A 22,055-nucleotide genomic window follows, 5' to 3' on the forward strand; every position below is an offset into this window, starting at 1 on the left:
TGCGGGTGGTGAGCGCCTCCAACTCGTCGATGGTCAATTCCGACGAACAAGCCAACCGCACCAACAGCGTCGCGGCGGCGATCAACGAGCTTGGCGCCGCCGCCCAGGAGATCGCCCATAACGCTGCCCAGGCCTCACAACAGGCCAGTGCGGCGCGTCACCTGGCCGAAGAAGGCCAGCAAGTTGTTGATCGCAACATCGCGGCGATGAACCGCCTGTCGGACCTGATCTGCACCTCCAGCGCGCACATCGAGACGCTCAACAGCAAAACCGTGAACATCGGCCAGATCCTTGAAGTGATCACCAGCATTTCCCAGCAAACCAACCTGCTGGCGCTCAACGCCGCAATTGAAGCGGCGCGTGCGGGCGAGGCCGGGCGCGGTTTTGCCGTGGTTGCTGATGAAGTACGTAACCTCGCGCACCGCACCCAGGAGTCGGCGCAGCAGGTACAGAACATGATCGAAGAACTGCAGGTTGGCGCCCGCGAGTCGGTTGACACCATGGGCCAGAGCCAGCACCACAGTCAGGAGAGTGTCGAGATTGCCAATCAGGCCGGTGAGCGCCTGGGCAGCGTGACCCTGCGCATCGGCGAGATTGACGGCATGAACCAGTCGGTGGCGACCGCCACTGAAGAACAAACGGCCGTGGTTGAAGCGATCAACATGGACATCAACGAGATCAACATGCTCAACCAGGAAGGGGTCGAAAACCTGCAATCGACCTTGCGTGCCTGCACCGACCTGGAGCAGCAAGCCGCTCGCCTGAAACACCTGGTGGGCAGCTTCCGCATCTGACCCATTGCTGCCATTACACGCCTACACAGCCAGCCCTGTAGGCGTGTGGTGGCAGCTGTCACTCAGCGTCATCGTCAGGGACTTCATCGGTAACCAATACGCGCGCGTGAGCCGTGTGCTCATTTTCCATGCGTAGCCCGAAGTAGCGGGTGTCATTGGCGTCCCAGAAGGCTTCCACCTGAGCCATCAGTGCGTTTTCGAGCAGCACCTCGGCGCTGCGTTCCAGGATGATCGAGTAACGTGTTTCGGTGTTCATTAAAAAGGGGCTCGCAACGGTGGCGGGGGCTTGAAGAAAAATCGATGCCATTATGCCGCCCCGTCGATTTTTGGCCCTGACCGCTCATCGATTGGAGGGTGTTTCACGACGGCCGTGAACCTGTGGGAGCGGGCTTGCCCCGGGCAAGCCCGCTCCCACAGGGGGCTGCTCGAATAGCCATTCAAGGCAGTTCACCCCACCGGAGCGTTTCAGTACTTTCTTGGTAGTGCCTCAGGATCAAAGCCATGGTTTCCATCAACGTCTGTATCCACGAAGCGCTTAAGGCATGTGCTTATCGTGTTCTGGAAAAACAAGGCGTCACACCTTCTGAACTGATGCTTCAGGTGCTGATCTCCGGTGCCGAACGGGGCAAGTTGCCCTTAAAACAGAGGATGTTGACTGAGCAGACCAGGCTTTGCAGGCAACAGTGTACGAACGGCTTCCTGCTCTGCAGGAGCGGGTCAAGAAGGCGAGCAGTGCCCACGTTGTAATGCCATCGCCAGTAAGTCCCACTAGCCTCGCCGCTTCAATTCCTTCACCCGCTTGATCACGTACTGTTCGAACAGCGGATGTTGGTACACCGGCTGATAATCACCCCGGTCGGCGAACGCACGGATTATGGCCCCGCATATCTCAGCTTCGTTTCTCGTTTTGTTCTTGTTGAACGCCGCCGCCAGAATCGCATTGATGCTCTGGAGGTAAGCTCTCATGTCGGTGTCATCAAGAATGTTCGCGTAAACATCGCGCCACGGCCTTTGATCGACCTCTTGGATGTCTCGACCTACAAACACCCAGCTCATGTAACGTTGGCCGTCAATTTCGAAGCTTTCAAAGCGGCTGTCGGTGTGAAAGCAGGCGCGGGATATGAGTGTTTCTCGGGCCGGTGGGTAAGGGGCGGTAAATGATCGTTGTGCGTTCACCAGGCGTGATGCGCTATCGATTTGGACGCAGACGATGGGGTGGGGCAGTGAACGGAAGATTTTGTAGAACGTCGCTTCTTTGGAGGCACCAACCTTGGAAAGCACGGACCGAAAATACGCTTCCACATTGGCGTTTCGGTTGAACTCTTCAATGAGCCAGTTGGTGGGCATTAACAGTTCGGCTGCAAACCGATTCGCTTCTGCCTCCATCTGCAGGTAGGCAGCCCCCACTTCTCCGGGGTCGATGTGGGAAACGATGGTGCCGGTGTGCCAAGGGATGATGATGTGGCCGATCTCGTGGGCCAGGGTAAATTTACGCCGGGTAAGTGGGGCGCTAGCGTTGATCAGTATCTTTGGCTTGGCATCTCCACCTATGCCGACGGTAACTCCGTCTACGGCGAAGGGGAAATCGTGGAACTCCAGGTCGCCATAATGATTGGCGAGTTGTTCCAGGTCGAAGGGCGGGGTGAGTTTGCGAATGGCCAACACTCGGTTGGCCATTTTTTCTTCAGGGGTCAATGAATTTTGCCCATGCTGCGCAACCAGGCTTCGACCTTGGCTGCTTCAGCAACGGAAGGTGCGCGGGCTGCCATAGCCGAGCGATCACGGAGCAATTCGTCCTGCAGAGAGGTGCCGTATTTATGGGCAGTCAAAACGAATGGCAACACCGACGGTGTTGTTGACCACAGCTGGTATTCGTTCCACTCCATGCCCAGGAACTCATGTAGCTCCAGCTCTGCGCCTTGACGCCCTTCATGCCAGGCTTCCACGAACTGGTCGATTTCTTCTTCCAGCACCTCGCCTTGCAGGCACGCTTGGATAAAACTCATATGTCACCCTCAATTGGGGTTGATTCTGCGGCCGCGAACGGCAGGCTTCAAGGTAATGCCCGTGGTGGGGCAGACTGAACCCAGATGGAAGCCACGGCGATCAAAGACTTCGAACTCGCCATGGAGGGAATCCCATGAGTAGTACCGCTGCTCTACCGTATCAAAATAGTATTTTCTTTGGCCTTGGACAAACGCGACCTTGAAGCCGCTGACAATAGAAGGGTCTGGCCTCGGCTTACCACCCATTCACAGTTCCTTTCCGTGAGGCTCTGGGCCGGTCACTCTGCCGGCTAGGTGGCAACTGTAATGGATGCTTGTGCTGGAGGCATCCCAAGGCTCGAGCAGTTTCGTGTCAGGACGTATCGCAACCGAGGCACAAACAAAAAAGGCCCACCTTTCGGTGAGCCTCTTTTTACTGCGTATGGTGCCGGCACCAGGAATCGAACCCGGGACCTACTGATTACAAGTCAGTTGCTCTACCATCTGAGCTATACCGGCACAGGGGCGTCATTATAGCGATCAGTTTGCGTCTGTAAACTACTTCTGCAACTTTCCTTTCAAACGCTGTTTTCTTACCAGTCGCGGTGCAATGTCGTGGCGTCAGGTTCGGCCTTGGTTGGGTCGAATAACATCGGTTTGTGCTGGTGGCAGCCGCGCTTATTGCAGTGCGTGGAAGGCTGGACCGGGAGGGCGTTGTCGCTCATCTCGCGGGCTTGTGGCGTTTGCCAGTCAGGGCTTGGGCTGCTGCAGCCGGCCAGGGTGAGGGCGAGTGCAGCGAGGGGCAGTAGGGGTTTCATGTGGAATTCCGTTTTCTATAAGCCTGCGTCTTGAAGAGGGACGCGTTGGTTCATGGGGGGCTCTTGGTTCCAGGGCATGATCAGATATCTCCTGACTATGCGTATTAGGCTGTAAACCATGTCCCCGGTTTGTACCGGGGCAAGCCCGCTCCCACAGGGGGGGCAAAGCAGTTTGCTGGTCGGTGAATATACTTTACGAAGCTTTCAGCAGGCTTTAAGGGCTTTTAACTGAATAGCGGGAGATATACGCGATTTTTAATTAGTTGTTTTCTATCGATTTGACTTTAGCGATGCCTTGAGCTAATTTCGTGTTCATTATGTTGAACAGTAAAGCGTTTCTGCTCCCCACCTCTCGTCTGGTCTCCCGTGAAAATCACTGGACCGGCGGTCTGTAGCGCCTCCCTCGACAATCAGCGTTTTCTCTCTTTTTGTTTGTTGTTGCCCGTGGGAGGGCATCATGCGTTCCTGGATCTATTTGTTTATTGCCATCACCGCTGAGGTGATTGGTACCGCGTCGATGAAATTCGCCGCCACTGAGCATCCATTGCTTGGCCATGGCTTGATGTACGCCATGATCGGTCTTTCGTACTTTTTCCTCGCGCTGGCTGTTAAGCGTGTGCCTGTGGGCGTTGCCTACGCGTTGTGGGAAGGCATCGGCATTGTGCTGATTACGTTGATCAGCGTTACCTGGCTGGGTGAAAGCCTGGGCCTGCTCAAGGCTGCCGGCCTGGGTGTGATGATCGCCGGTATCCTGCTGATCAAGGCCGGTACTCGTCCTGCTCCTGCCGAGCGCAATGGGGAGGCCTTGCCATGCTAAGCATGAATTGGATTCCGTTCGCCTGGCTCGGCCTGGCGATTGCGCTGGAAGTCGTGGCGAACCTGCTGCTCAAATACTCCGATGGCTTTCGTAAGCGTGGCCTGGGGATTATTTCGATTCTGTGTGTGTTGGCGGCCTTTACGGCGTTGGCTCAGGCTGTTCGCGATATTGAACTGTCGCTGGCTTATGCCATTTGGGGCGGCTTCGGCATCCTCGCTACGGTCGCCATGGGCTGGGCCTTGTTTGGTCAGCGCCTGGCCGGGCGTGGCTGGTTGGGCCTGGTGCTGTTGCTGGCGGGTATGAGCCTGCTGAAACTGGCCTGATTTTGCTGCTTAGAGCAATTTGCTAAAGCGCTTATGCACAACGCACGTGCCAGCTTGGCAGTACGTGCGTCGGCGTGCCGCAGGCCGTTGGTCTTTGCGCAAATGGCTGTTTTTGCTGGCGATAAAACGCTGGATAAAAAACAGCCAAACGCGCAAAGCGCTTGGATCCAAGGTTTTTCAGGGCTTTTTCAAAAGGTTGCCCACAGAGTTATCCACAGGCTGTGCACCGTTGTCGCAGGCTACTGGCGTTCGGCCAGAAGCATCAGGTTGCGCGGGGTCAACGGCTGTTGGCAAAACACGCCTAACTGCACCCGGTAGCCTTGCTCCTGCAGGTACAAGGCACGGTCCAGTACCAGCCACAGTTCCAGCGGGCGACGGAACAGGTTGCGCAGCAGTTCCAGGTTGCGCACCTGCGCCAGGCGCTGCCAGCCCTGGGCCTGCAAAGCGTCCCAATCAGGGGTGTGATCGATGTGCAGGTCTTTGAGGGCCGCCAGGTCGCGGCAGTAGTCGGCAAACGGTTTGTGCAGCCAGCTCACCGGCAACGACGGTGTCGGCAGGTATTGATCCGTGCCGCGCAGCTGGCGTTGCAGCAGGTCGAAGCCCAGGCGCCTGGCCATCGACTCGTCGCGTTGGCGCCGCACCCTGGCGCCGGCGGTAACGGTTTCGCTCAGTGGCAAGCCAAGATCATCAATCGACAGTTGCAGGCCTGAAGCCATGGCAGCAGCCGAGAGTGCCTGATACTGCGGCGCGCGGATGCGGTTGTAGCAGCAGGGGGCAATCGCCAGCTGACGACAACCCGACTGGCTGGCCAGTTGAATCAGGCGCACGTGCAGGTCGCCGCAGGCATGCAGGGCGACGGCGGTGTGCTCACTGCTCAAGTGCCGCTCGGCATCTGCGGCCAGCACGTCTTGCAAATGATGCTGGCTGCTCAGGTTGTGATGCTGGCTGAGCGCTTGCCCGGCGGCGACCAGCGCGGGATCGTATTCCAGGCAGGTCAGTTGTTGGCTGTCGCCTTGCAGCAGGCGACGGCCGAGGTGGCCTTTGCCCGAGCACCAGTCGAGCCAGTGCTGCGGTTGAGCGCTGAAGTTCAGGTGGCTGGCAAAGGCTTCGATCTGCTGCCATTTGCGCCCGGGTACATCGACGTTCAGGCGGTGGCTCGCCGCAGGCACGGCATGTGTGGATAACTCACCGATCTCTGAAAGCTGCAGCGCGGCGCGTGCCAGCGCTGTGAAGGGGGCGGGTGCGTCGAGGTGTTCGGGGTGGTTGTGCGCCGCTTCTGCTTCGCTCAGCGAGCGCTGGCGCAACCAGTTGGCCAAGGCCGGGTGCTCGGCTTCCCAGGGTAGAGACAGTTGAGTAAACGGACGTGGCCGCCACAGTGACTGGTGCTCGCGCAGAAAACCGTCCAGGGCCTGGAAGCGGCTCAGTAACTGGTGATTTTCGAGTGGGCGGGGCGTGGTCATGGGGCGGTTACGAAAACGGGGCTGTGATAGCCCCGTTATACAGGTTTAGCGACCCTGGCAGGCGTCGACGCGCAGCCAGCGTTCAAGCAGCTTGAACGCCTGCACCAGCAGGAACGAGATCACCAGGTAGAACACACCGGCGGCGAAGAAGATCTCTACCGGCAAATAGGTGCGGGCGATGATGGTTCGGGCCATGCCGGTCAGTTCCAGCAGTGTCACCGTGCTCGCCAGGGCACTGGCCTTGAGCATGAGGATCACTTCGTTGCTGTAGGCCGGCAAGCCGATACGCGCAGCACGGGGCAGCATGATGTAGAACAGTGCCTTGGCCCTGGACATGCCCAAGGCCCGCGCCGCTTCGATTTCACCACGCGGAATGGCCTGCAGTGCGCCACGCAGAATCTCGGCGATGTAGGCGGCGGTGTGCAGGGTCATGGTCAGGACGGTACACCAGAACGGGTCGCGCAAGTACGGCCACAAGGCGCTGTTACGCACCGCTTCGAACTGAGCCAGGCCGTAGTACACCAGAAACAGTTGAACCAGCAGCGGTGTGCCGCGGAAGAAGAAGATGTAGCTGAAGGGCAGGGCGCGCACGTACCAGTGCCGCGAGGAGCGGGCGATACCCAGCGGGATGGCCAGGATCAAACCGGCAATCACGGCGATGGCCACCAGTTCCAGGGTCAGCGTGGCGCCTTGGGCCAGGCGTGGCAGCCACTTGATGATGACTTCCCAATTCATTGGTTAGGCCTCGCGAAGCCGCGTGCGGCACGTTTTTCCATGAAGTGCATGCCGGTCATGGCCAGAATGGTCAGCCCCAGGTAGATCACTGCAGCAACCATGTAGAAGGTGAATGGTTGCTTGGTCACCGTTACCGCGATCTGCGAGTGGCGCATGATCTCTTCCAGGCCGATCACCGAGACCAGCGCGGTGTCTTTCATCAGGATCATGAACAGGTTGCCAAGGCCGGGAAGGGCGATACGCCACATTTGCGGCAGGATCAGCTTGGAGAAAATCCGCCCTTTCGACAAACCCAGGGCCAGGCCCGCTTCACGGTGGCCTTTGGGGATGGCCAGGATCGCGCCACGGAAGACTTCGGTGGCGTAAGCACCGAAGCACAGGCCCAGGGCGATAACGCCAGCGGCAAAGGCGTTGAGCTCCAGGCCAGGAATATTCAGGGCTTCACCGAGCCGGTTCATCAAGGTGACGGTGCCGAAGTAAATCAACAATACCCACAGCAGCTCGGGGACACCACGCACCAGCGTGGAATAGAAACCACCGAGAAATTGCAGGGGTTTGTACGGCGAAGTCTTGGCCAGGGCGCCTAGCAGCCCCAGTACCAGCCCCAGCAGCAGGGCCGACAACGCGAGTTTGACGGTCATCAGCGTCCCGGCCAACAAGGCCGGACCGAATCCGTAGAGATCAATATTCATGGGCAGGTTTGTTCAAAGGACCGGCATTGCCGCAAGGGCAATGCCGGTCGGGGCGAATCAATAGATGCTGAACGGGAAGTATTTGTCGTTGATCTTCTTGTAGGTGCCGTCAGCAACGATTTCTTTCAGGGCAGCGTTCAGCTTGTTGCGCAGTTCGTTGTCGCCTTTGCGCACAGCGATACCGACCTTGTCGCTTTCGTTCACCGGCTCGCCTTTGAACTCGTAGTTCTGGCCTGCAGCGGACTTCAGCCAGTCGTAGTTGGCGTACTTGTCGGCCAGCAGCGCGTCGACACGGCCGGAAGTCAGGTCGAGGTAGGCGTTTTCCTGGGTGTCGTACAGGCTGACTTTGAAATCGCCGTCCATGCCGCCGTTATCGTCCAGCCAGGTAGCAGCCTGGGTGGCACGCTGGGTGCCGAGGGTCTTGCCTTTGAGCGATGCTTTGTCGGTTTTGAAGTCGACGTTTTTCGGCGCAATGAACTGCTGCTTGTTCGAGTAGTACGGGTCGGTGAAGTCCACGGCCTGCTTACGCTCGTCGGTGATCGACAGCGAAGAGACGATGAAGTCGAACTTCTTGGCGTTCAGGGCCGGGATGATGCCGTCCCAGTCGGAGGTGACCACTTCGCACTCGACCTTCATCTTGGCGCACAGGGCGTCGCCGATGTCTTTGTCGAAGCCGACGACCTGGCCACTGGCGTCCTTGTTGTTGAACGGCGGGTAAGCCGCCTCGATGCCCATTTTCAGTTTCTCGGCAGCCATTGCATTGGCCGAGAACACCAGCGTGGCGGCAGCGGCCAGGAGGAATTTCTTATAGGTCTGCATGCGTGTTGCTCCGTTAGCGGTTGCTGGACATGAATTGTTTACAGCGTGCCGAGTTCGGGTTTTCAAAAACCTGCTGCGGCGTTCCCTGCTCTTCGACCAGCCCTTGGTGCAGGAAGATGACTTCGCTGGACACCTGGCGGGCAAAGCCCATTTCGTGCGTAACCAGTAGCATGGTACGGCCTTCTTCGGCGAGGGCACGGATAACGTTAAGCACTTCCTGGACCATTTCCGGATCCAGTGCCGAGGTTGGCTCGTCAAACAGAATGACTTTGGGTTTCATTGCCAGAGTGCGGGCAATGGCGGCGCGCTGCTGCTGGCCACCGGACAGTTCAGCCGGGTAGCTGTGGCGCTTGTTGTGGATGCCGACTTTGTTGAGCAGGGCTTCGGCGTGCTCGATGGCTTCGGCCTTGCTTTGGCCAAGCACGCGGCGTGGTGCCTCAATGATGTTGTCGAGGATGCTCATGTGTGGCCAGAGGTTGAAGTTCTGGAACACGAAACCGATTTCGCTGCGCAGGCGATTGATCTGCTTGTTGTCGGCAGCCACCAGATCGCCGTTCTTCGCGGCCTTGAGCCGCAGCTCTTCACCGGCCACCAGGATCTGGCCCTGGTGCGGGTTTTCCAGCAGGTTGATGCAGCGCAGCAGAGTGGACTTGCCGGAGCCGGAGGATCCCAGGATCGAGATCACATCGCCATCGTGTGCCGTCAGCGAGATGCCCTTGAGAATCTCCTGATCGCCGTAGCGTTTGTGCAGGTTGCGGATTTCCAGCGCGGGCGTGGCCTCAGCCATGTGCGGTCCTCATGTGTTCTGGTGCGCTCCTGCCGTTGGCGGCCTTTCTTGGCGAGCGCCAAGCTAGCATAGCGGCGGAATGACAGCCAACAAGCTCGGGAGGGGCAAGGGGTTGCCGGGAGGGTGAGTGTCGCATCGCTGCAGCGGACTGTCGCGCGGATGACCACTTACCGTCCTTTCCGGGGCCGGAGCCTTGATGAAAAAAGGCGCGATGGTGCCAGTTTTGGCCGGGGCTGGGAAGTCGTTTGTGACCTTCACAGCCGCTTTGGCCCGTGAATGCGGCAATTGGTTGCGCCTTGAGGTTGCGCCTTTTTGCCCTGCGGTTGTGCGCGGGGTGTTACCGCTGGATGGTTTTGGTGCACCTGGGTATTTGTAAGTGGGTATTTCAGTAATTGTGTTTTTTCGCGGGTTTTTGATGGGCTTTCGGCCAGCTCCTGGCAGAAAGACCTGTAAGCCTTGTTGCACGGGGCTGTTAGAAATTTCATACGAACGGTCTCGTCGCTGGCGCGCTAATTGCGTCACTCCCCGGCAACAGGATGTAGCACTCTTTTCAGAAGGGTGCGCCTGACCGAAACAGGATTCTGAAAGCCACTCCTTTCAAAGGTAGTTTTATGAGCGGTACGCACAATTCCAATGACCTCGCTCAGGGGCTCAAACAACGGCATGTCACCATGCTGTCTATTGCTGGCGTGATCGGCGCTGGCCTGTTCGTGGGTTCGGGCCATGCCATTGCCGCCGCCGGCCCGGCCGTTTTGCTGGCGTATGCCGCCGCCGGTACCTTGGTGGTGCTGGTAATGCGCATGCTCGGGGAGATGGCCGTTGCCTCGCCCGATACCGGTTCGTTCTCCACCTATGCCGACAAGGCCATCGGCCACTGGGCCGGTTTCACCATTGGCTGGCTGTACTGGTGGTTCTGGGTACTGGTGATCCCGCTGGAGGCCAACGCTGCTGCAACCATCCTGCATGCCTGGTTCCCTGATGTCGGGATCTGGGTGTTCACCCTGGTCATTACTTTGCTGCTGACCGCTACCAACTTGTTCAGCGTGAAGAACTACGGTGAGTTCGAGTTCTGGTTCGCCCTGCTCAAGGTCATCGCCATCATTGGCTTCATTGTGCTGGGTGTGGCTGCGGTGTTTGGCTTGCTGCCCAACAGCCAGGTCAGCGGCGTCAGCCATCTGTTCGACACCCAGGGCTTCATGCCTAACGGCCTGGGCGCGGTGCTGGCAGCGATGCTGACGACCATGTTCTCGTTCATGGGTACCGAGATCGTTACCATCGCTGCGGCCGAATCCAAGGATCCGGGCAAGCAGATCAGCAAGGCCACCAACTCGGTGATCTGGCGGATTTTCCTGTTCTATCTGGTATCGATTTTCCTGGTGGTGGCACTGGTGCCGTGGAACAGCAGTGAGCTGGCAGAAGTCGGTTCGTACCAGACGGTGCTGAACCTGATGGGCATCCCGAATGCCAAGCTGATTGTCGATATCGTGGTCTTGATTGCGGTGACCAGCTGCCTGAACTCGGCGCTGTACACCTCTTCGCGCATGCTCTTCTCCCTGAGCAAGCGTGGTGATGCGCCAGCGGTGGCGCAGCGCACTACTTCCAGCGGCACCCCTTATGTTGCCGTGGTGCTGTCGACTGCAGCAGCCTTCCTGACGGTGATCGCCAACTACGTGGCCCCGGCTGCAGTGTTCGAGTTCCTGCTGGCCAGCTCCGGCGCGATTGCGTTGCTGGTGTACCTGGTGATTGCCGTGTCGCAGCTGCGTATGCGCCGTCAGCGTATGGCAAAGGGCGAGAAGATCGCGTTCAAGATGTGGCTGTTCCCGGGGCTGACCTGGGCGACTATCGCGTTCATTGTTGCGATTCTGACGGTGATGCTGATCCGCCCGGATCACCGCATCGAGATCATTGCGACCGGCTTGCTGTCGATTGCTGTGGTGGCGGCGGGGCTGTTGGTGGCGCGTAAGCGCAAGGCCGAGGCGGCTGGGCGTGTAGTGTTGGAGAGCTGATTGATCGCGGGGCAAGCCCGCTCCTACAGGTGATCCACTGTGGGAGCGGGCTTGCCCCGCGATAGTTACCCGAAATCAGCCAAACTGCTTCTGTTGTACCTTGGCCACTGCTTCGGAGGCCGAGACATACGCTTGCTGGAACTCATCGCTTTCCAGCCAGGCCATGGTGGTGTCTTCATCGGCACCATCGAGCCATTTGCGGTAAGCGGTGAAGACCATGACGATGTAGTCGGTGGCGTGCTCTTCCTTGTGGCCTTTAAGTACCAGGGCCAGCAGCGGGTCGACCAGGAACACCGAGATCAGCGGTACCAGGCCGCCTTCCTGGGCTTGTTTCATCTTCTCGAACAGGGCGTTGTAGCTGCCCGACTCCATGGCTTTGTTGAATACCTGCTCAACGCTGGCGCTGGAGCTCTCGCCGGAGCTTTTCACCGCCTGGCCGCTACGCACCATGCGGTTCTCGCGAGCCTTGGCGGCGGCGCGCTTGGCGCGTTTCTGTTGTTTGCTGTTGGAAGCCATCGGTGAACCCTGAGTCAAAAAATTTTGCCTATTGAAGCCTAGTTGGCACAGAAACCCAAGCGCCGCCGACGGCCTCGCTCAGGCAGGCTGCAGGAGCTCGCCACGGTCTTCTTCGGCCTGCACCCGTGCCGCGCGCTCAACCAGCAGCGGATCGGGCTGGTGGGCCACGCCAAGGTCCTTGCCGGGGTAGTCCAGCGAATGCAGGAAGTGACGGATGCAGTTGATCCGCGCGCGCTTCTTGTCGTCGGACTTGATCACCGTCCAGGGTGCATCGGCGGTGTCGGTGTGGAAGAACATGGCTTCCTTGGCCGCGGTGTACTCATCCCACTTGTCCAGCGACTTGATGTCGATCGGCGACAGCTTCCAGTGTTTGAGCGGGTCATCGCGGCGCGAGATGAAGCGGCGCAGTTGTTCTTCGCGGTTCACCGAGAACCAGTATTTGAACAGCAGGATGCCGCTGTTGCAGAGCATGCGCTCAAGATCCGGTGCCTGACGCATGAATTCCAGGTACTGCAGCGGTGAGCAGAAATCCATCACTCGCTCTACGCCAGCGCGGTTGTACCAGGAGCGGTCGAAGAACACCATTTCACCGGCAGTGGGCAGGTGCTGGATGTAGCGCTGGAAGTACCACTGGCCCTTTTCCTGCTCGGAAGGCTTCTCCAGGGCGACGATGCGTGCGCCGCGCGGGTTCAGGTGCTCCATGAAGCGTTTGATGGTGCCGCCTTTGCCGGCCGCGTCACGGCCTTCGAACAGCACGACGATGCGTTGGCCGGTTTCCTTGGCCCAGCTTTGCACCTTGAGCAGTTCGATCTGCAGTTCGTGCTTGGCCTTTTCATATTCGGCGCGACGCATGCGCGTGCGATAGGGGTAGCTGGCCGGCAGCTTGGCGTTGGTGCTGTCTTCATTGGAGCCGCGTGGCGCGGTGGCAACCTTGAGGGCGGCCGGTTTCTGGCTGATGCTGCTGATTTCACCGTCAGCGGCTTTACGCGTGGTCCGTGCTCGCCGTGGGCGAGGGCTGGCGGACGCAGGGGTGTGAGGCAGGCTGGCGTTGGACGATGTGTCTGAAGTCGGCGCAGGCAGAGGCAGGGCGGTAGATTCTTCGGTCATTGGGGGCCTGTTGGTTTTTCGAATATCCATCAGGCAGCTTACGGCGTTGTGCCAGTAGCGTACTGACGGCGGTCAACGGCTCTGGTTTTTTCCGGCACAAACAAAAAACCCCTGAATCTCGCGATTCAGGGGTTTCGGTATTAGTGGTGCCCAGAGACGGAATCGAACCGCCGACACGGGGATTTTCAATCCCCTGCTCTACCGACTGAGCTATCTGGGCAACGGGGCGCATTAAAAGACTTTTTCAGGGTTACGTCAAACTTTTTTTGAAAATTTTTTAAATTAATTCCGTCGCTTACGTTTTTCGGGGGTTATTCGCTAGGCGGAACGTAGCCTTCGGCCTTTTCGAATTCCTGGCCGGAGAAGAACTTGTCCATCTCGCCCTGGAGGAATTTGCGGTCCTCGGCGTTCATCATGTTCAGGCGCTTCTCGTTGATCAGCATGGTTTGCTCTTTCTGCCAGTCGGCCCAGGCCTTCTGCGAGATGTGCTCGAAGATGTCCTGACCTTTGGCACCCGGGTACGGTGGACGGTCCAGGCCTGGCAGTTCTTCTTTGTACTTGCGGCACATTACGGTGCGGGTCATCGCGGCTCTCCTGTAAGCAATACGTCGGCCGCGCGTTTGAGCAACTTTTTGACCGGGGCGGCAAGGCCCAGGCGCGGCGGGGTGGCGAGGTTATACCAGAGCCAGTCGGGCTCGGCCACGTGTGCCCGGGTGTCATCGACCCGGACCAACCATGGCTCGATCGCCAGCTGGAAATGGCTGAAGGTGTGGGTCAGGCCGTCGAGGGCCTGGCTGGAATCCAGGCTCAGGCCGTGCTGTTCGGCAAGGTCGTCGAGCTGGTCCAGGTTGTCGAGCTCCGGCAGGCTCCACAAGCCGCCCCACAGCCCCGTGGAAGGGCGGCGGTACAGCAGAATGGCACCTTCGCGGTTGGCCAGCAGCGGCATCACGGTACGCCGCTGTGGCAGCTCCTTGCGTGGCTTGGGTATCGGGTAGCGGATTTCCTGGCCGAGCATGTGCGCTTCGCAGCCGATCTGCAGCGGGCACAGCAGGCAGCTGGGTTTGCTGCGGGTGCACAGGGTCGCGCCGAGGTCCATCATCGCCTGGGTGTAGTGGTTGACGCGTTGGTGCGGCGTGTAACGCTCGGCGTTGGCCCACAGCACCTTGGCCACCTTCGGCTCGCCGGGGTAGCCTTCCTGCGCGGTGTAGCGCGCCAGCACGCGTTTGACGTTGCCGTCGAGGATCGGCGCGCGCAGACCCATGCTGATACTGGCAATCGCCCCGGCAGTCGACAGGCCGATACCGGGCAGATCGGTCAGCTTCTCGACATCGCGCGGGAATTCGCCGCCGTAGTGTTCAACGACGATTTTCGCGGTCTTTTGCAGGTTACGCGCTCGGGTGTAGTAACCCAGGCCGGTCCACAGGTGCAGCACTTCGTCTTCCGGCGCTGCGGCCAGGGCCTGCACGGTCGGCAAAGCCTCCATGAAGCGGCTGAAGTAGTTGAGCACGGTGCTCACCTGCGTCTGCTGCAGCATGATTTCCGAGACCCACACCCGATACGGGGTGATGCCCTGTTGCCAGGGCAGGTCATGCCGGCCGTTACGGTCGTACCATTCCAGCACCGCGCTGGAGAACTGCTCGGGGCTCATTTCTTGAACAGCCCCTTGAGCGCGTCTTTGACTTCCGGGCTCACCTTGTCACCTAGCTTCTCGTCGATCTTGTCACTGAGTTTCTCGCTGACTTTGTCACCGGCCAGCTTGGCGGCGACTTTGCCCAGGCCGTCTTTGTCCAGGCGGCAGGCTTTGGCGCCCAGCTCCAGCGGGCCACGGCAGCGCAATGGCAGTTCGAGGCCGACATAACGCTGGCCCACCTGGCAGGCAGGGTCAGGCATGTCGCGCTTGTCGCCTTCGACGATCACGCCGACGCGGTAGTCCATGCCCAGCACGCGCAGGTCGAGATCGCCATGGCCGTTGACGCTCAGGCCCGGAATACGCGCCTTGAGGTCGGGGTTGCTGGCCACGCCATTGCGCAGCACCAGGCTGCCTTTGAGCTCCTGGAACGGGGTGTCTTTGCCGCGTGGTTCGCCGCTCAGGTCTTTACGATTGAGGGTGGCGATGGCCTGGCACAGCTGCTGTTCGAGGTTGGCATTGACCAGGATGCCGTCGTTGATGACAAAGCTGGCGTTGCCGTTGAGGGTCTCGACCAGCGCTTTCTGGCTGTTGCCGGTGGCGGTCAGGTCGCTGTTCAAGGTCAGCAGGCCTTTGACCGGAGGGGTTTCGGTCTGGCTCTTGATGAAATGCTCGACTGGTACCCGGATGACCTTGGTGTTCAGGCCGATCTGCGGTACCGCCGGGCGAACGTCGAGGGTGCCCTTGGTTTCGAAGCTGCCGTCGTAGAGGCCGCCACGCAGCGCTTCCAAGGTGATCAAACCACCTTGGCCCTGGGTTTTCAGGTGGGCGTTGTCGATCGGCAGTTTTTCCAGGGTCAGCAAGCCGAAGCTCAGGTCAGCCTGCAGGTCGAGCTGGCGCAGGCGATCGACCGGCAGCAGCTTGTCGTTGCTCCAGGCTTCCTGGGTTGGGGCATCGGGCAGTGGCGTGTTACCGGCACTGGCCAGGGCGCTTTGTTCCTTGCTCTTGACCTCGGCCTGACGCGCCGCAGTGGCGCTGGCCGCCGCTTCGCTCTTGGCCGGCAGGTAACGATCGGCGTCGAACTTGTCGGCTTTGAGCTGGATACGCAGGGCCTGTTTGGCGAAGTCTTCGACGGCCAGGCGACCGCTGAAGGCGCTGTCGTCGAGTTTTACCGCCAGGTCTTCGAGGGCCAGGCTGTTCGGGGTGCCTTGCAGGCGGCTGACCATTTCGAACTTGCTTAGCGCGGTGGCGTCTGCGGTGGCAGGCAGGGTCACGCCGATGCTGTCGAGGAAGGTGCGCAGGTTGACCTGGGCGATGGACAGGCCACCGCTCAGTTGCGGGGTTTTATCCAGCTCGCGCAGGTTCAGCTCGCCCAGCGCGCGCAGTTGGTTGGCGGACAGTTTCAGACCGTTCCATTCGGCAACGTTGGCGGCCAGGTCGGCCAGCAGTTGGCCCTGGGCGGCGAAGGTCAGGGTTTTGCCTTGCAGAGGTTCACCAGAAGCCTCACCGCTGAGTTTCATGTCTTCGAACTGATAGCGCTTGAGGCGACGGTCGAAGCGCAGCTCACCGACCAGTTCGGTGCGGGCCTTGAGTACCGGCTGGCCCATGCTGACAAACGCCGTCATTTTCAGCGGGATGTTCACCCCTTCATGCACCGCGCCAGTGCTCAGCTGGATGCTCTCGGCGCCAAAGGTCTGGCCGCTGCGGGCATCGCTGTACTGCACCCGGGCGTTGTTCACGGTCAGGCTGTCGATGTCCAGCTTGACCGGGCGCTCGTTGGCGTCGCTCTTGCTCTCGGCCTTGGCGCTGCTATCAGCAGTGGGCGCTGGAGCCGTGCCGTCGGTGGTCGCTGCAGTGGCGGTTGGCAACGGTTTGCCGATGTCTTCCCAATTGCCATGGCCCTGTTCGTCACGGCTCAAGGTCAGGTTCAGGCCTTCGACGCGCACATCGCTCATCTGCACTTCGCGGCGCAGCAGCGGCAGTACGCGCACCGACAGACCAAGCATCTGCAGGTCGGCAAACGGTACTTTCGGGTTGTTCAGGGTGGCGATGCTGGCTTCATGCAGCTCCAGCCCCAACCAGGGGAAAAGGCTCCAGCCAATATCGCCATTGAGCGTCAGCTCGACGTGGGCTTTGTCGCGTGCAAGCTGGCGAATCTCGTCTTTGTAGTCGTTGGGATCGAAGAGGTGGGTCAGGGCAAAGCCTAAAGCCACAATGATCAGCAACAACCCGAGAAGCGCTAGCCCGAGGATTTTGCCGAACGCTTTCATGGGCGAGTCCTTGTAGTTCGATTCAAAATTTAGCCGCAGAGTATAGCGCCGTGCAGGTTGCTGCTGGCGACAGGTGCGGCCAATTGCGGAGTCTTCCCGCAGCGCGGGTTAGGGATTCGACAGCCAAGGACACGGCAGTTCCTTGCTCATAAGCCTCAGGTGTCGGGTAAAAGACGATATCAGTTTGCTTTCAAACAGAGGGGCTAATGCTACTCTTGCGCCCGCTCACCGGCCCTTATGTGGCGAAATGTCGCATTTTCTAGGGCAATTGCGCCAAAAACGATCAGTTGCCTGCAGGCCAAGGTCGTGAGCCGTGAGCTGACCATCTCTTGGGGGAAATACAATAATGAACAGCAGTATCACGGCAGGCGCGCTCACTGGCGGCCCTGGCTTCCTGTCCAAGGAGCGGATTATTGCCGCGCCCGGCTTCAATCGCTGGTTAGTGCCGCCGGCGGCCTTGGCGATTCACCTGTGCATTGGCATGGCCTATGGCTTTTCGGTGTTCTGGTTGCCGTTGTCGCAAGCCATCGGTATTACCGCGCCGGTTGCCTGTGCGCCAGACATGAGCTTTTTCGCTCGTCTGTTCAGTGCCGAGTGCGACTGGCAGATTTCGATGTTGAGCTGGATCTACACACTGTTCTTTGTATTCCTCGGTTGCTCCGCGGCTGTCTGGGGCGGCTGGCTGGAGCATGCCGGTCCGCGCAAGGCCGGGGTGGTTTCGGCGCTGTGCTGGTGCGGTGGTCTGCTGATGTCGGCGTATGGCATCTATAGCCACCAACTTTGGCTGATGTGGCTGGGCTCGGGGGTTATTGGCGGTATCGGCCTGGGCCTGGGCTACATCTCCCCGGTGTCGACCTTGATCAAATGGTTCCCGGACAAGCGCGGCATGGCTACCGGTATGGCCATCATGGGCTTTGGCGGCGGTGCGATGGTTGGCGCACCGTTGGCCGCAGCACTGATGAATCACTTTGCCAGCCCGGAAAGTGTGGGGGTCTGGCAAAGCTTTGTGGTGATGGCCGGCATCTACTTCGTGTTCATGATCGGCGGCGCCTTGGCCTACCGCGTGCCGCCTACCGGCTGGAAGCCCGAAGGCTGGACGGCACCCTTGAAGAAGGCCAGCAATGCAATGATCACCCACCGCCACGTGCATGTCAGCGTGGCGTGGAAAACCCCGCAGTTTGCCCTGATCTGGCTGGTACTGTGCCTGAACGTCTCGGCCGGCATCGGTATTCTCGGCATGGCTTCGCCACTGCTGCAGGAGGTCTTTGCCGGCAAGTTGCTGGGCAATGACCTGAGTTTCAGTGAACTGAGCACCGTGCAGTTGACCCAGATCGCCGCGATTGCTGCCGGGTTTACCGGGCTGTTGAGCCTGTTCAACATTGGCGGACGGTTTTTCTGGGCGTCGTTCTCGGACTATATCGGCCGCAAGAACACCTACTTCGCCTTCTTCGCCCTGGGTGTGGCGCTGTATGCGCTGATCCCGAACATGGGCCATCTGGGCAATATCGCCCTGTTCGTGGCGGCGTTCTGCATCATTCTGTCGATGTATGGCGGTGGTTTCGCCACGGTGCCGGCTTATCTGGCGGACCTGTTCGGCACGCAGATGGTTGGCGCCATTCATGGCCGCTTGCTGACGGCCTGGGCGGCTGCCGGTGTGCTTGGGCCGGTGCTGATTACCTACCTGCGCGAATATCAGTTGGCCCTGGGCGTGGAACGTGCGGCGGTTTACGACATTACCCTGTACATCCTTGCCGGTTTGCTGGTGCTGGGGTTTGTCTGCAACATGCTGGTACGCCCGGTGGCCGACAAATACTTCATGACCGACGCGCAACTGGCGGCGGAGCAGGCCTTGGGCCATGACCAGGGCAATGGCAATGCGCGGGTGCTGGAATGGCATGCGGCGCCCGGCAGCCTGCCGCTGGTGATCGCTGCCTGGCTGGCGGTGGGGATTCCGCTGGCCTGGGGTATCTGGGTGACCCTGCAGAAAACCGCAGTCCTGTTCAACTGACGCCTTCTGGTAGGAGCGGGCTTGCCCCGCGATTGCGGTGTGACAGGCAGTCCGCATCGCGGGGCAAGCCCGCTCCTACCGGGAGAAATTCCCCTGCCACATGTCATCTTCGTTTCATGCCGCGCGCTTCTGGGCCTATAATGATCGCCTTTTTCGCCCAATGATTTTGCGGAGCTGGTGATGGTCGAACGTAAGGCTTCCGTCGAGCGCAATACTCTGGAGACCCAGATCAAGGCCTCGATCAACCTGGATGGCAGCGGCAAGGCCCGATTTGATATCGGCGTGCCTTTCCTTGAACACATGCTCGACCAAATCGCCCGACATGGGCTGATTGATCTCGACATCGAGTGCAAGGGCGACCTGCATATCGACGATCACCATACCGTCGAAGACGTCGGTATTACCCTGGGCCAGGCCTTTAACCAGGCAATTGGCGACAAGAAGGGTATCCGCCGCTACGGCCATGCCTATGTGCCGCTGGACGAAGCCTTGTCGCGTGTGGTCATCGACTTCTCGGGCCGTCCAGGCCTACAGATGCACGTGCCGTACACCCGCGCGTCGGTCGGCGGCTTCGATGTCGATCTGTTCCAGGAATTCTTCCAGGGCTTCGTCAACCACGCCAACGTCACCCTGCACATCGACAACCTGCGTGGGCATAACACCCACCACCAGATCGAAACGGTGTTCAAGGCCTTCGGCCGTGCGCTGCGCATGGCCATCGAGCTGGACGAGCGTATGGCCGGGCAGATGCCGTCGACCAAGGGTTGCCTGTAATGCAGACAGTTGCCGTTATCGACTATGGCATGGGCAACCTGCACTCGGTGGCCAAGGCGCTGGAGCACGTTGGCGCCGGCAAGGTGCTGATCACCAGCGACGCTGCGGTGATCCGCGAGGCCGACCGTGTGGTGTTTCCGGGCGTGGGCGCGATTCGCGACTGCATGGCCGAGATTCGCCGCCTGGGCTTCGACAGCCTGGTGCGTGAAGTCAGCCAGGACCGTCCGTTCCTGGGCATTTGCGTAGGCATGCAGGCCCTGCTCGATCACAGCGAAGAGAACGACGGTGTCGATTGCATCGGTATGTTCCCGGGCCAGGTGAAGTTCTTCGGCAAAGACCTGCACGAAGACGGCGAGCACCTGAAGGTGCCGCACATGGGCTGGAACGAAGTGGCCCAGTCCATCGACCACCCGCTGTGGCACAACATCCCTGATCTGGCGCGTTTCTATTTCGTGCACAGCTACTACATCACCGCGGCCAAGGCCGTGCAGGTGGTGGGCCGTGGTCACTATGGCGTCGATTTCGCCGCTGCGCTGGCTGAAGGCTCGCGTTTTGCCGTGCAGTTCCACCCGGAGAAGAGCCATACCCATGGCCTGCAGCTGTTGCAGAACTTCGCCGCTTGGGACGGCCGCTGGTAATGAGCAAATCCAGGACCAAAGCCCCGATCATCACCCTCGCGCCGGAACAGGAGCGCGAGGCGTTGGATGTCCTCAAGCGCTTTCTCGAAGACCGTTTCGAGTTGCAGTTGGGGTCGTTCGAGGTGGCCGAGGTGCTGGAGCTGTTCAGCAAAGAGATTGCTCCGCATTACTACAACAGGGCGATTTTCGACGTGCAGACGCACCTCAAAGAGAGGTTCGAGAGCATCGAAAGCGACCTGTGGGCGCTCGAGAAGAACTGACTTCCCGGGCATCGCTGTTTACCGAATTGAACAGGTTTTCCAGATGCTGATTATTCCCGCTATCGATCTTAAAGACGGTGCCTGCGTACGTCTGCGCCAAGGCCGCATGGAAGATTCCACAGTATTTTCCGATGACCCGGTGAGCATGGCTGCCAAATGGGTCGAGGGCGGCTGCCGTCGTCTGCATCTGGTCGATCTGAACGGTGCCTTTGAAGGTCAGCCGGTCAACGGCGAAGTGGTTACCGCCATTGCCAAGCGCTACCCGACCCTGCCGATCCAGATCGGTGGCGGCATCCGTTCGCTGGAAACCATCGAACACTACGTCAAGGCTGGCGTCAGCTACGTGATCATCGGCACCAAGGCGGTTAAAGAGCCTGAGTTCGTTGCCGAGGCGTGCCGTGCTTTCCCTGGCAAAGTGATTGTCGGCCTCGACGCTAAAGACGGCTTTGTTGCCACCGACGGCTGGGCGGAAGTCAGCTCGGTGCAGGTGATTGACCTGGCCAAGCGTTTCGAAGCCGATGGCGTTTCGGCCATCGTTTACACCGACATCGCCAAAGACGGCATGATGCAGGGCTGCAACGTACCGTTCACCGCTGCCCTGGCCGCTGCCACCAAGATCCCGGTTATCGCTTCCGGCGGTATCCACAACCTGGGTGACATCAAGGCCCTGCTCGACGCCAAGGCGCCAGGCATCATCGGTGCGATCACCGGCCGGGCAATCTACGAAGGCACCCTGGATGTCGCCGAGGCGCAAGCCTTCTGCGACAGCTACAAAGGCTGAGGAGAACGCCATGGCCCTGGCCAAACGCATCATCCCTTGCCTGGACGTCGACAACGGCCGCGTGGTCAAGGGCGTCAAGTTCGAGAACATCCGCGATGCCGGCGATCCGGTTGAAATCGCCCGGCGCTACGATGAACAGGGCGCCGACGAAATCACCTTCCTCGACATCACCGCCAGCGTCGATGGCCGTGACACCACCCTGCATACCGTCGAGCGTATGGCCAGCCAGGTGTTCATTCCGCTGACCGTAGGTGGCGGCGTGCGTACCGTGCAGGACATCCGCAACCTGCTCAATGCCGGTGCCGACAAGGTGTCGATCAACACGGCTGCGGTGTTCAACCCGGAGTTCGTCGGCGAGGCTGCTGCGCACTTCGGTTCGCAGTGCATCGTGGTGGCCATCGATGCCAAGAAAGTCTCAGCACCCGGCGAAGCCCCGCGCTGGGAAATCTTCACCCACGGTGGCCGCAAGCCGACCGGCCTGGACGCGGTGGAGTGGGCCAAGAAGATGGAAGGCCTGGGTGCCGGTGAAATCCTGCTGACCAGCATGGATCAGGACGGCATGAAAAATGGCTTTGACCTGGGTGTTACCCGGGCCATCAGCGATGCCCTGGGTATTCCGGTGATTGCCTCGGGTGGTGTGGGTAACCTGCAGCACCTGGCCGACGGCATTCTTGAAGGTCATGCCAGTGCGGTGCTGGCAGCGAGTATCTTCCACTTCGGTGAGTACACCGTGCCGGAAGCCAAGGCGTTCATGGCCAAGCAGGGGATCGTCGTTCGCTGACGGTCCTCTATCGCGGGGCAAGCCCGCTCCCACAGTGGTGGGAGCGGGCTTGCCCCG

At 59.8% G+C, this 22,055-nt stretch carries 26 protein-coding genes and 2 tRNA genes; 11 read left to right on the plus strand and 17 right to left on the minus strand.

The window, feature by feature from the left end; translation table 11 throughout:
• Positions 1–29: 29 nt before the first annotated feature.
• Positions 30–794: a methyl-accepting chemotaxis protein gene (locus tag ACVWSC_RS01380; RefSeq protein WP_476461744.1), complete on the plus strand. Its 765-nt coding sequence runs from the start codon at positions 30–32 to the stop codon at positions 792–794.
• 58 nt (positions 795–852) lie between these two features.
• Here ACVWSC_RS01380 and ACVWSC_RS01385 read toward each other — a convergent pair whose 3' ends face one another.
• Positions 853–1,050, minus strand: coding sequence for a hypothetical protein (locus ACVWSC_RS01385; RefSeq protein ID WP_442111547.1), 198 nt, complete (start codon positions 1,048–1,050; stop codon positions 853–855).
• A 245-nt stretch (positions 1,051–1,295) separates the two neighbouring features.
• Here ACVWSC_RS01385 and ACVWSC_RS01390 point away from each other — a divergent pair, with 245 nt between their 5' ends.
• Positions 1,296–1,541, plus strand: a complete 246-nt coding sequence (locus tag ACVWSC_RS01390) for a type II toxin-antitoxin system RelB/DinJ family antitoxin (RefSeq protein WP_442111549.1) — start codon at positions 1,296–1,298, stop codon at positions 1,539–1,541.
• Between the two features lie 21 nt (positions 1,542–1,562).
• Here ACVWSC_RS01390 and ACVWSC_RS01395 read toward each other — a convergent pair whose 3' ends face one another.
• The 5 genes from ACVWSC_RS01395 to ACVWSC_RS01415 form a co-directional block, all read right to left on the minus strand.
• Positions 1,563–2,489 (minus strand): ImmA/IrrE family metallo-endopeptidase, encoded by a 927-nt coding sequence (locus ACVWSC_RS01395; protein ID WP_442111551.1) that lies wholly within the window; start codon positions 2,487–2,489, stop codon positions 1,563–1,565.
• On the minus strand, positions 2,486–2,800 hold the full coding sequence (locus ACVWSC_RS01400; RefSeq protein ID WP_442111553.1) for a hypothetical protein: 315 nt from the start codon (positions 2,798–2,800) through the stop codon (positions 2,486–2,488). The genes ACVWSC_RS01395 and ACVWSC_RS01400 overlap by 4 nt, the downstream gene beginning before the upstream one ends.
• Positions 2,801–2,809: 9 nt before the next feature.
• On the minus strand, positions 2,810–3,046 hold the full coding sequence (locus ACVWSC_RS01405) for a colicin E3/pyocin S6 family cytotoxin (RefSeq protein ID WP_442111555.1): 237 nt from the start codon (positions 3,044–3,046) through the stop codon (positions 2,810–2,812).
• Between the two features lie 176 nt (positions 3,047–3,222).
• Positions 3,223–3,298: transfer RNA gene (locus ACVWSC_RS01410), tRNA-Thr, on the minus strand.
• A 74-nt stretch (positions 3,299–3,372) separates the two neighbouring features.
• Positions 3,373–3,597: a hypothetical protein gene (locus tag ACVWSC_RS01415; RefSeq protein WP_442111557.1), complete on the minus strand. Its 225-nt coding sequence runs from the start codon at positions 3,595–3,597 to the stop codon at positions 3,373–3,375.
• A 457-nt stretch (positions 3,598–4,054) separates the two neighbouring features.
• Here ACVWSC_RS01415 and ACVWSC_RS01420 point away from each other — a divergent pair, with 457 nt between their 5' ends.
• A complete protein-coding gene (locus ACVWSC_RS01420; protein WP_442111559.1) occupies positions 4,055–4,414 on the plus strand; it encodes an SMR family transporter in 360 nt (119 codons plus the stop codon).
• Positions 4,408–4,737, plus strand: a complete 330-nt coding sequence (mdtI, locus tag ACVWSC_RS01425; RefSeq protein WP_442111561.1) for a multidrug/spermidine efflux SMR transporter subunit MdtI — start codon at positions 4,408–4,410, stop codon at positions 4,735–4,737. The genes ACVWSC_RS01420 and mdtI overlap by 7 nt, the downstream gene beginning before the upstream one ends.
• Positions 4,738–4,976: 239 nt before the next feature.
• Here mdtI and ACVWSC_RS01430 read toward each other — a convergent pair whose 3' ends face one another.
• The 5 genes from ACVWSC_RS01430 to ACVWSC_RS01450 are packed head-to-tail and all read right to left on the minus strand — an operon-like array spanning position 4,977 to position 9,230.
• The gene (locus ACVWSC_RS01430; protein WP_442111563.1) at positions 4,977–6,197 is read right to left on the minus strand and encodes a methyltransferase; all 1,221 of its coding nucleotides are present in this window, start codon (positions 6,195–6,197) and stop codon (positions 4,977–4,979) included.
• Positions 6,198–6,242: 45 nt separating this feature from the next.
• Complete coding sequence (locus ACVWSC_RS01435) at positions 6,243–6,932, minus strand: ABC transporter permease (RefSeq protein ID WP_442111565.1); 690 nt, start codon at positions 6,930–6,932, stop codon at positions 6,243–6,245.
• Entirely contained in the window at positions 6,929–7,624 is a 696-nt protein-coding gene (locus tag ACVWSC_RS01440; protein ID WP_442111567.1) for an ABC transporter permease, read from the minus strand. The genes ACVWSC_RS01435 and ACVWSC_RS01440 overlap by 4 nt, the downstream gene beginning before the upstream one ends.
• A gap of 57 nt (positions 7,625–7,681) precedes the next feature.
• The gene (locus ACVWSC_RS01445) at positions 7,682–8,443 is read right to left on the minus strand and encodes an ABC transporter substrate-binding protein (RefSeq protein ID WP_442111569.1); all 762 of its coding nucleotides are present in this window, start codon (positions 8,441–8,443) and stop codon (positions 7,682–7,684) included.
• Positions 8,444–8,456: 13 nt separating this feature from the next.
• On the minus strand, positions 8,457–9,230 hold the full coding sequence (locus ACVWSC_RS01450; RefSeq protein WP_442111571.1) for an ABC transporter ATP-binding protein: 774 nt from the start codon (positions 9,228–9,230) through the stop codon (positions 8,457–8,459).
• Between the two features lie 611 nt (positions 9,231–9,841).
• Here ACVWSC_RS01450 and gabP point away from each other — a divergent pair.
• Positions 9,842–11,236, plus strand: a complete 1,395-nt coding sequence (gene gabP, locus ACVWSC_RS01455) for a GABA permease (protein ID WP_442111573.1) — start codon at positions 9,842–9,844, stop codon at positions 11,234–11,236.
• A 75-nt stretch (positions 11,237–11,311) separates the two neighbouring features.
• Here gabP and ACVWSC_RS01460 read toward each other — a convergent pair whose 3' ends face one another.
• From ACVWSC_RS01460 to ACVWSC_RS01485, 6 genes are all read right to left on the minus strand, one after another.
• Entirely contained in the window at positions 11,312–11,752 is a 441-nt protein-coding gene (locus tag ACVWSC_RS01460) for a hypothetical protein (protein ID WP_442111575.1), read from the minus strand.
• A 78-nt stretch (positions 11,753–11,830) separates the two neighbouring features.
• On the minus strand, positions 11,831–12,859 hold the full coding sequence (gene ppk2, locus ACVWSC_RS01465) for a polyphosphate kinase 2 (protein WP_442111577.1): 1,029 nt from the start codon (positions 12,857–12,859) through the stop codon (positions 11,831–11,833).
• A 144-nt stretch (positions 12,860–13,003) separates the two neighbouring features.
• Positions 13,004–13,079, minus strand: a tRNA-Phe gene (locus tag ACVWSC_RS01470).
• Positions 13,080–13,170: 91 nt separating this feature from the next.
• A complete protein-coding gene (locus tag ACVWSC_RS01475; RefSeq protein WP_133216489.1) occupies positions 13,171–13,443 on the minus strand; it encodes an oxidative damage protection protein in 273 nt (90 codons plus the stop codon).
• The gene (gene mutY / locus ACVWSC_RS01480; RefSeq protein ID WP_442111579.1) at positions 13,440–14,507 is read right to left on the minus strand and encodes an A/G-specific adenine glycosylase; all 1,068 of its coding nucleotides are present in this window, start codon (positions 14,505–14,507) and stop codon (positions 13,440–13,442) included. Before mutY ends, ACVWSC_RS01475 begins: the two co-directional genes overlap by 4 nt.
• Positions 14,504–16,756: an AsmA family protein gene (locus tag ACVWSC_RS01485; RefSeq protein ID WP_442111581.1), complete on the minus strand. Its 2,253-nt coding sequence runs from the start codon at positions 16,754–16,756 to the stop codon at positions 14,504–14,506. The genes mutY and ACVWSC_RS01485 overlap by 4 nt, the downstream gene beginning before the upstream one ends.
• 346 nt (positions 16,757–17,102) lie before the next feature.
• On the opposite strand from ACVWSC_RS01485, the gene ACVWSC_RS01490 reads away from it, so the two are divergent.
• The 6 genes from ACVWSC_RS01490 to hisF all read left to right on the plus strand — a co-directional run bounded on the left by ACVWSC_RS01490 (position 17,103) and on the right by hisF (position 21,998).
• On the plus strand, positions 17,103–18,764 hold the full coding sequence (locus tag ACVWSC_RS01490; protein WP_442111582.1) for an OFA family MFS transporter: 1,662 nt from the start codon (positions 17,103–17,105) through the stop codon (positions 18,762–18,764).
• Between the two features lie 180 nt (positions 18,765–18,944).
• Positions 18,945–19,538 carry an imidazoleglycerol-phosphate dehydratase HisB gene (gene hisB, locus ACVWSC_RS01495; protein WP_028942262.1) on the plus strand — a complete coding sequence of 198 codons (594 nt, stop codon included), beginning with the start codon at positions 18,945–18,947 and terminating at the stop codon, positions 19,536–19,538.
• On the plus strand, positions 19,538–20,176 hold the full coding sequence (hisH, locus tag ACVWSC_RS01500; RefSeq protein ID WP_442111585.1) for an imidazole glycerol phosphate synthase subunit HisH: 639 nt from the start codon (positions 19,538–19,540) through the stop codon (positions 20,174–20,176). Before hisB ends, hisH begins: the two co-directional genes overlap by 1 nt.
• Positions 20,176–20,436: a DUF2164 domain-containing protein gene (locus ACVWSC_RS01505; RefSeq protein WP_442111587.1), complete on the plus strand. Its 261-nt coding sequence runs from the start codon at positions 20,176–20,178 to the stop codon at positions 20,434–20,436. The genes hisH and ACVWSC_RS01505 overlap by 1 nt, the downstream gene beginning before the upstream one ends.
• Before the next feature lie 43 nt (positions 20,437–20,479).
• Positions 20,480–21,217, plus strand: coding sequence for a 1-(5-phosphoribosyl)-5-[(5-phosphoribosylamino)methylideneamino]imidazole-4-carboxamide isomerase (gene hisA, locus ACVWSC_RS01510; RefSeq protein ID WP_134061226.1), 738 nt, complete (start codon positions 20,480–20,482; stop codon positions 21,215–21,217).
• Between the two features lie 10 nt (positions 21,218–21,227).
• Positions 21,228–21,998 carry an imidazole glycerol phosphate synthase subunit HisF gene (gene hisF / locus ACVWSC_RS01515; protein ID WP_442111589.1) on the plus strand — a complete coding sequence of 257 codons (771 nt, stop codon included), beginning with the start codon at positions 21,228–21,230 and terminating at the stop codon, positions 21,996–21,998.
• Positions 21,999–22,055 lie beyond the last annotated feature (57 nt).

The organism is Pseudomonas sp. NUPR-002 (assembly GCF_056322725.1).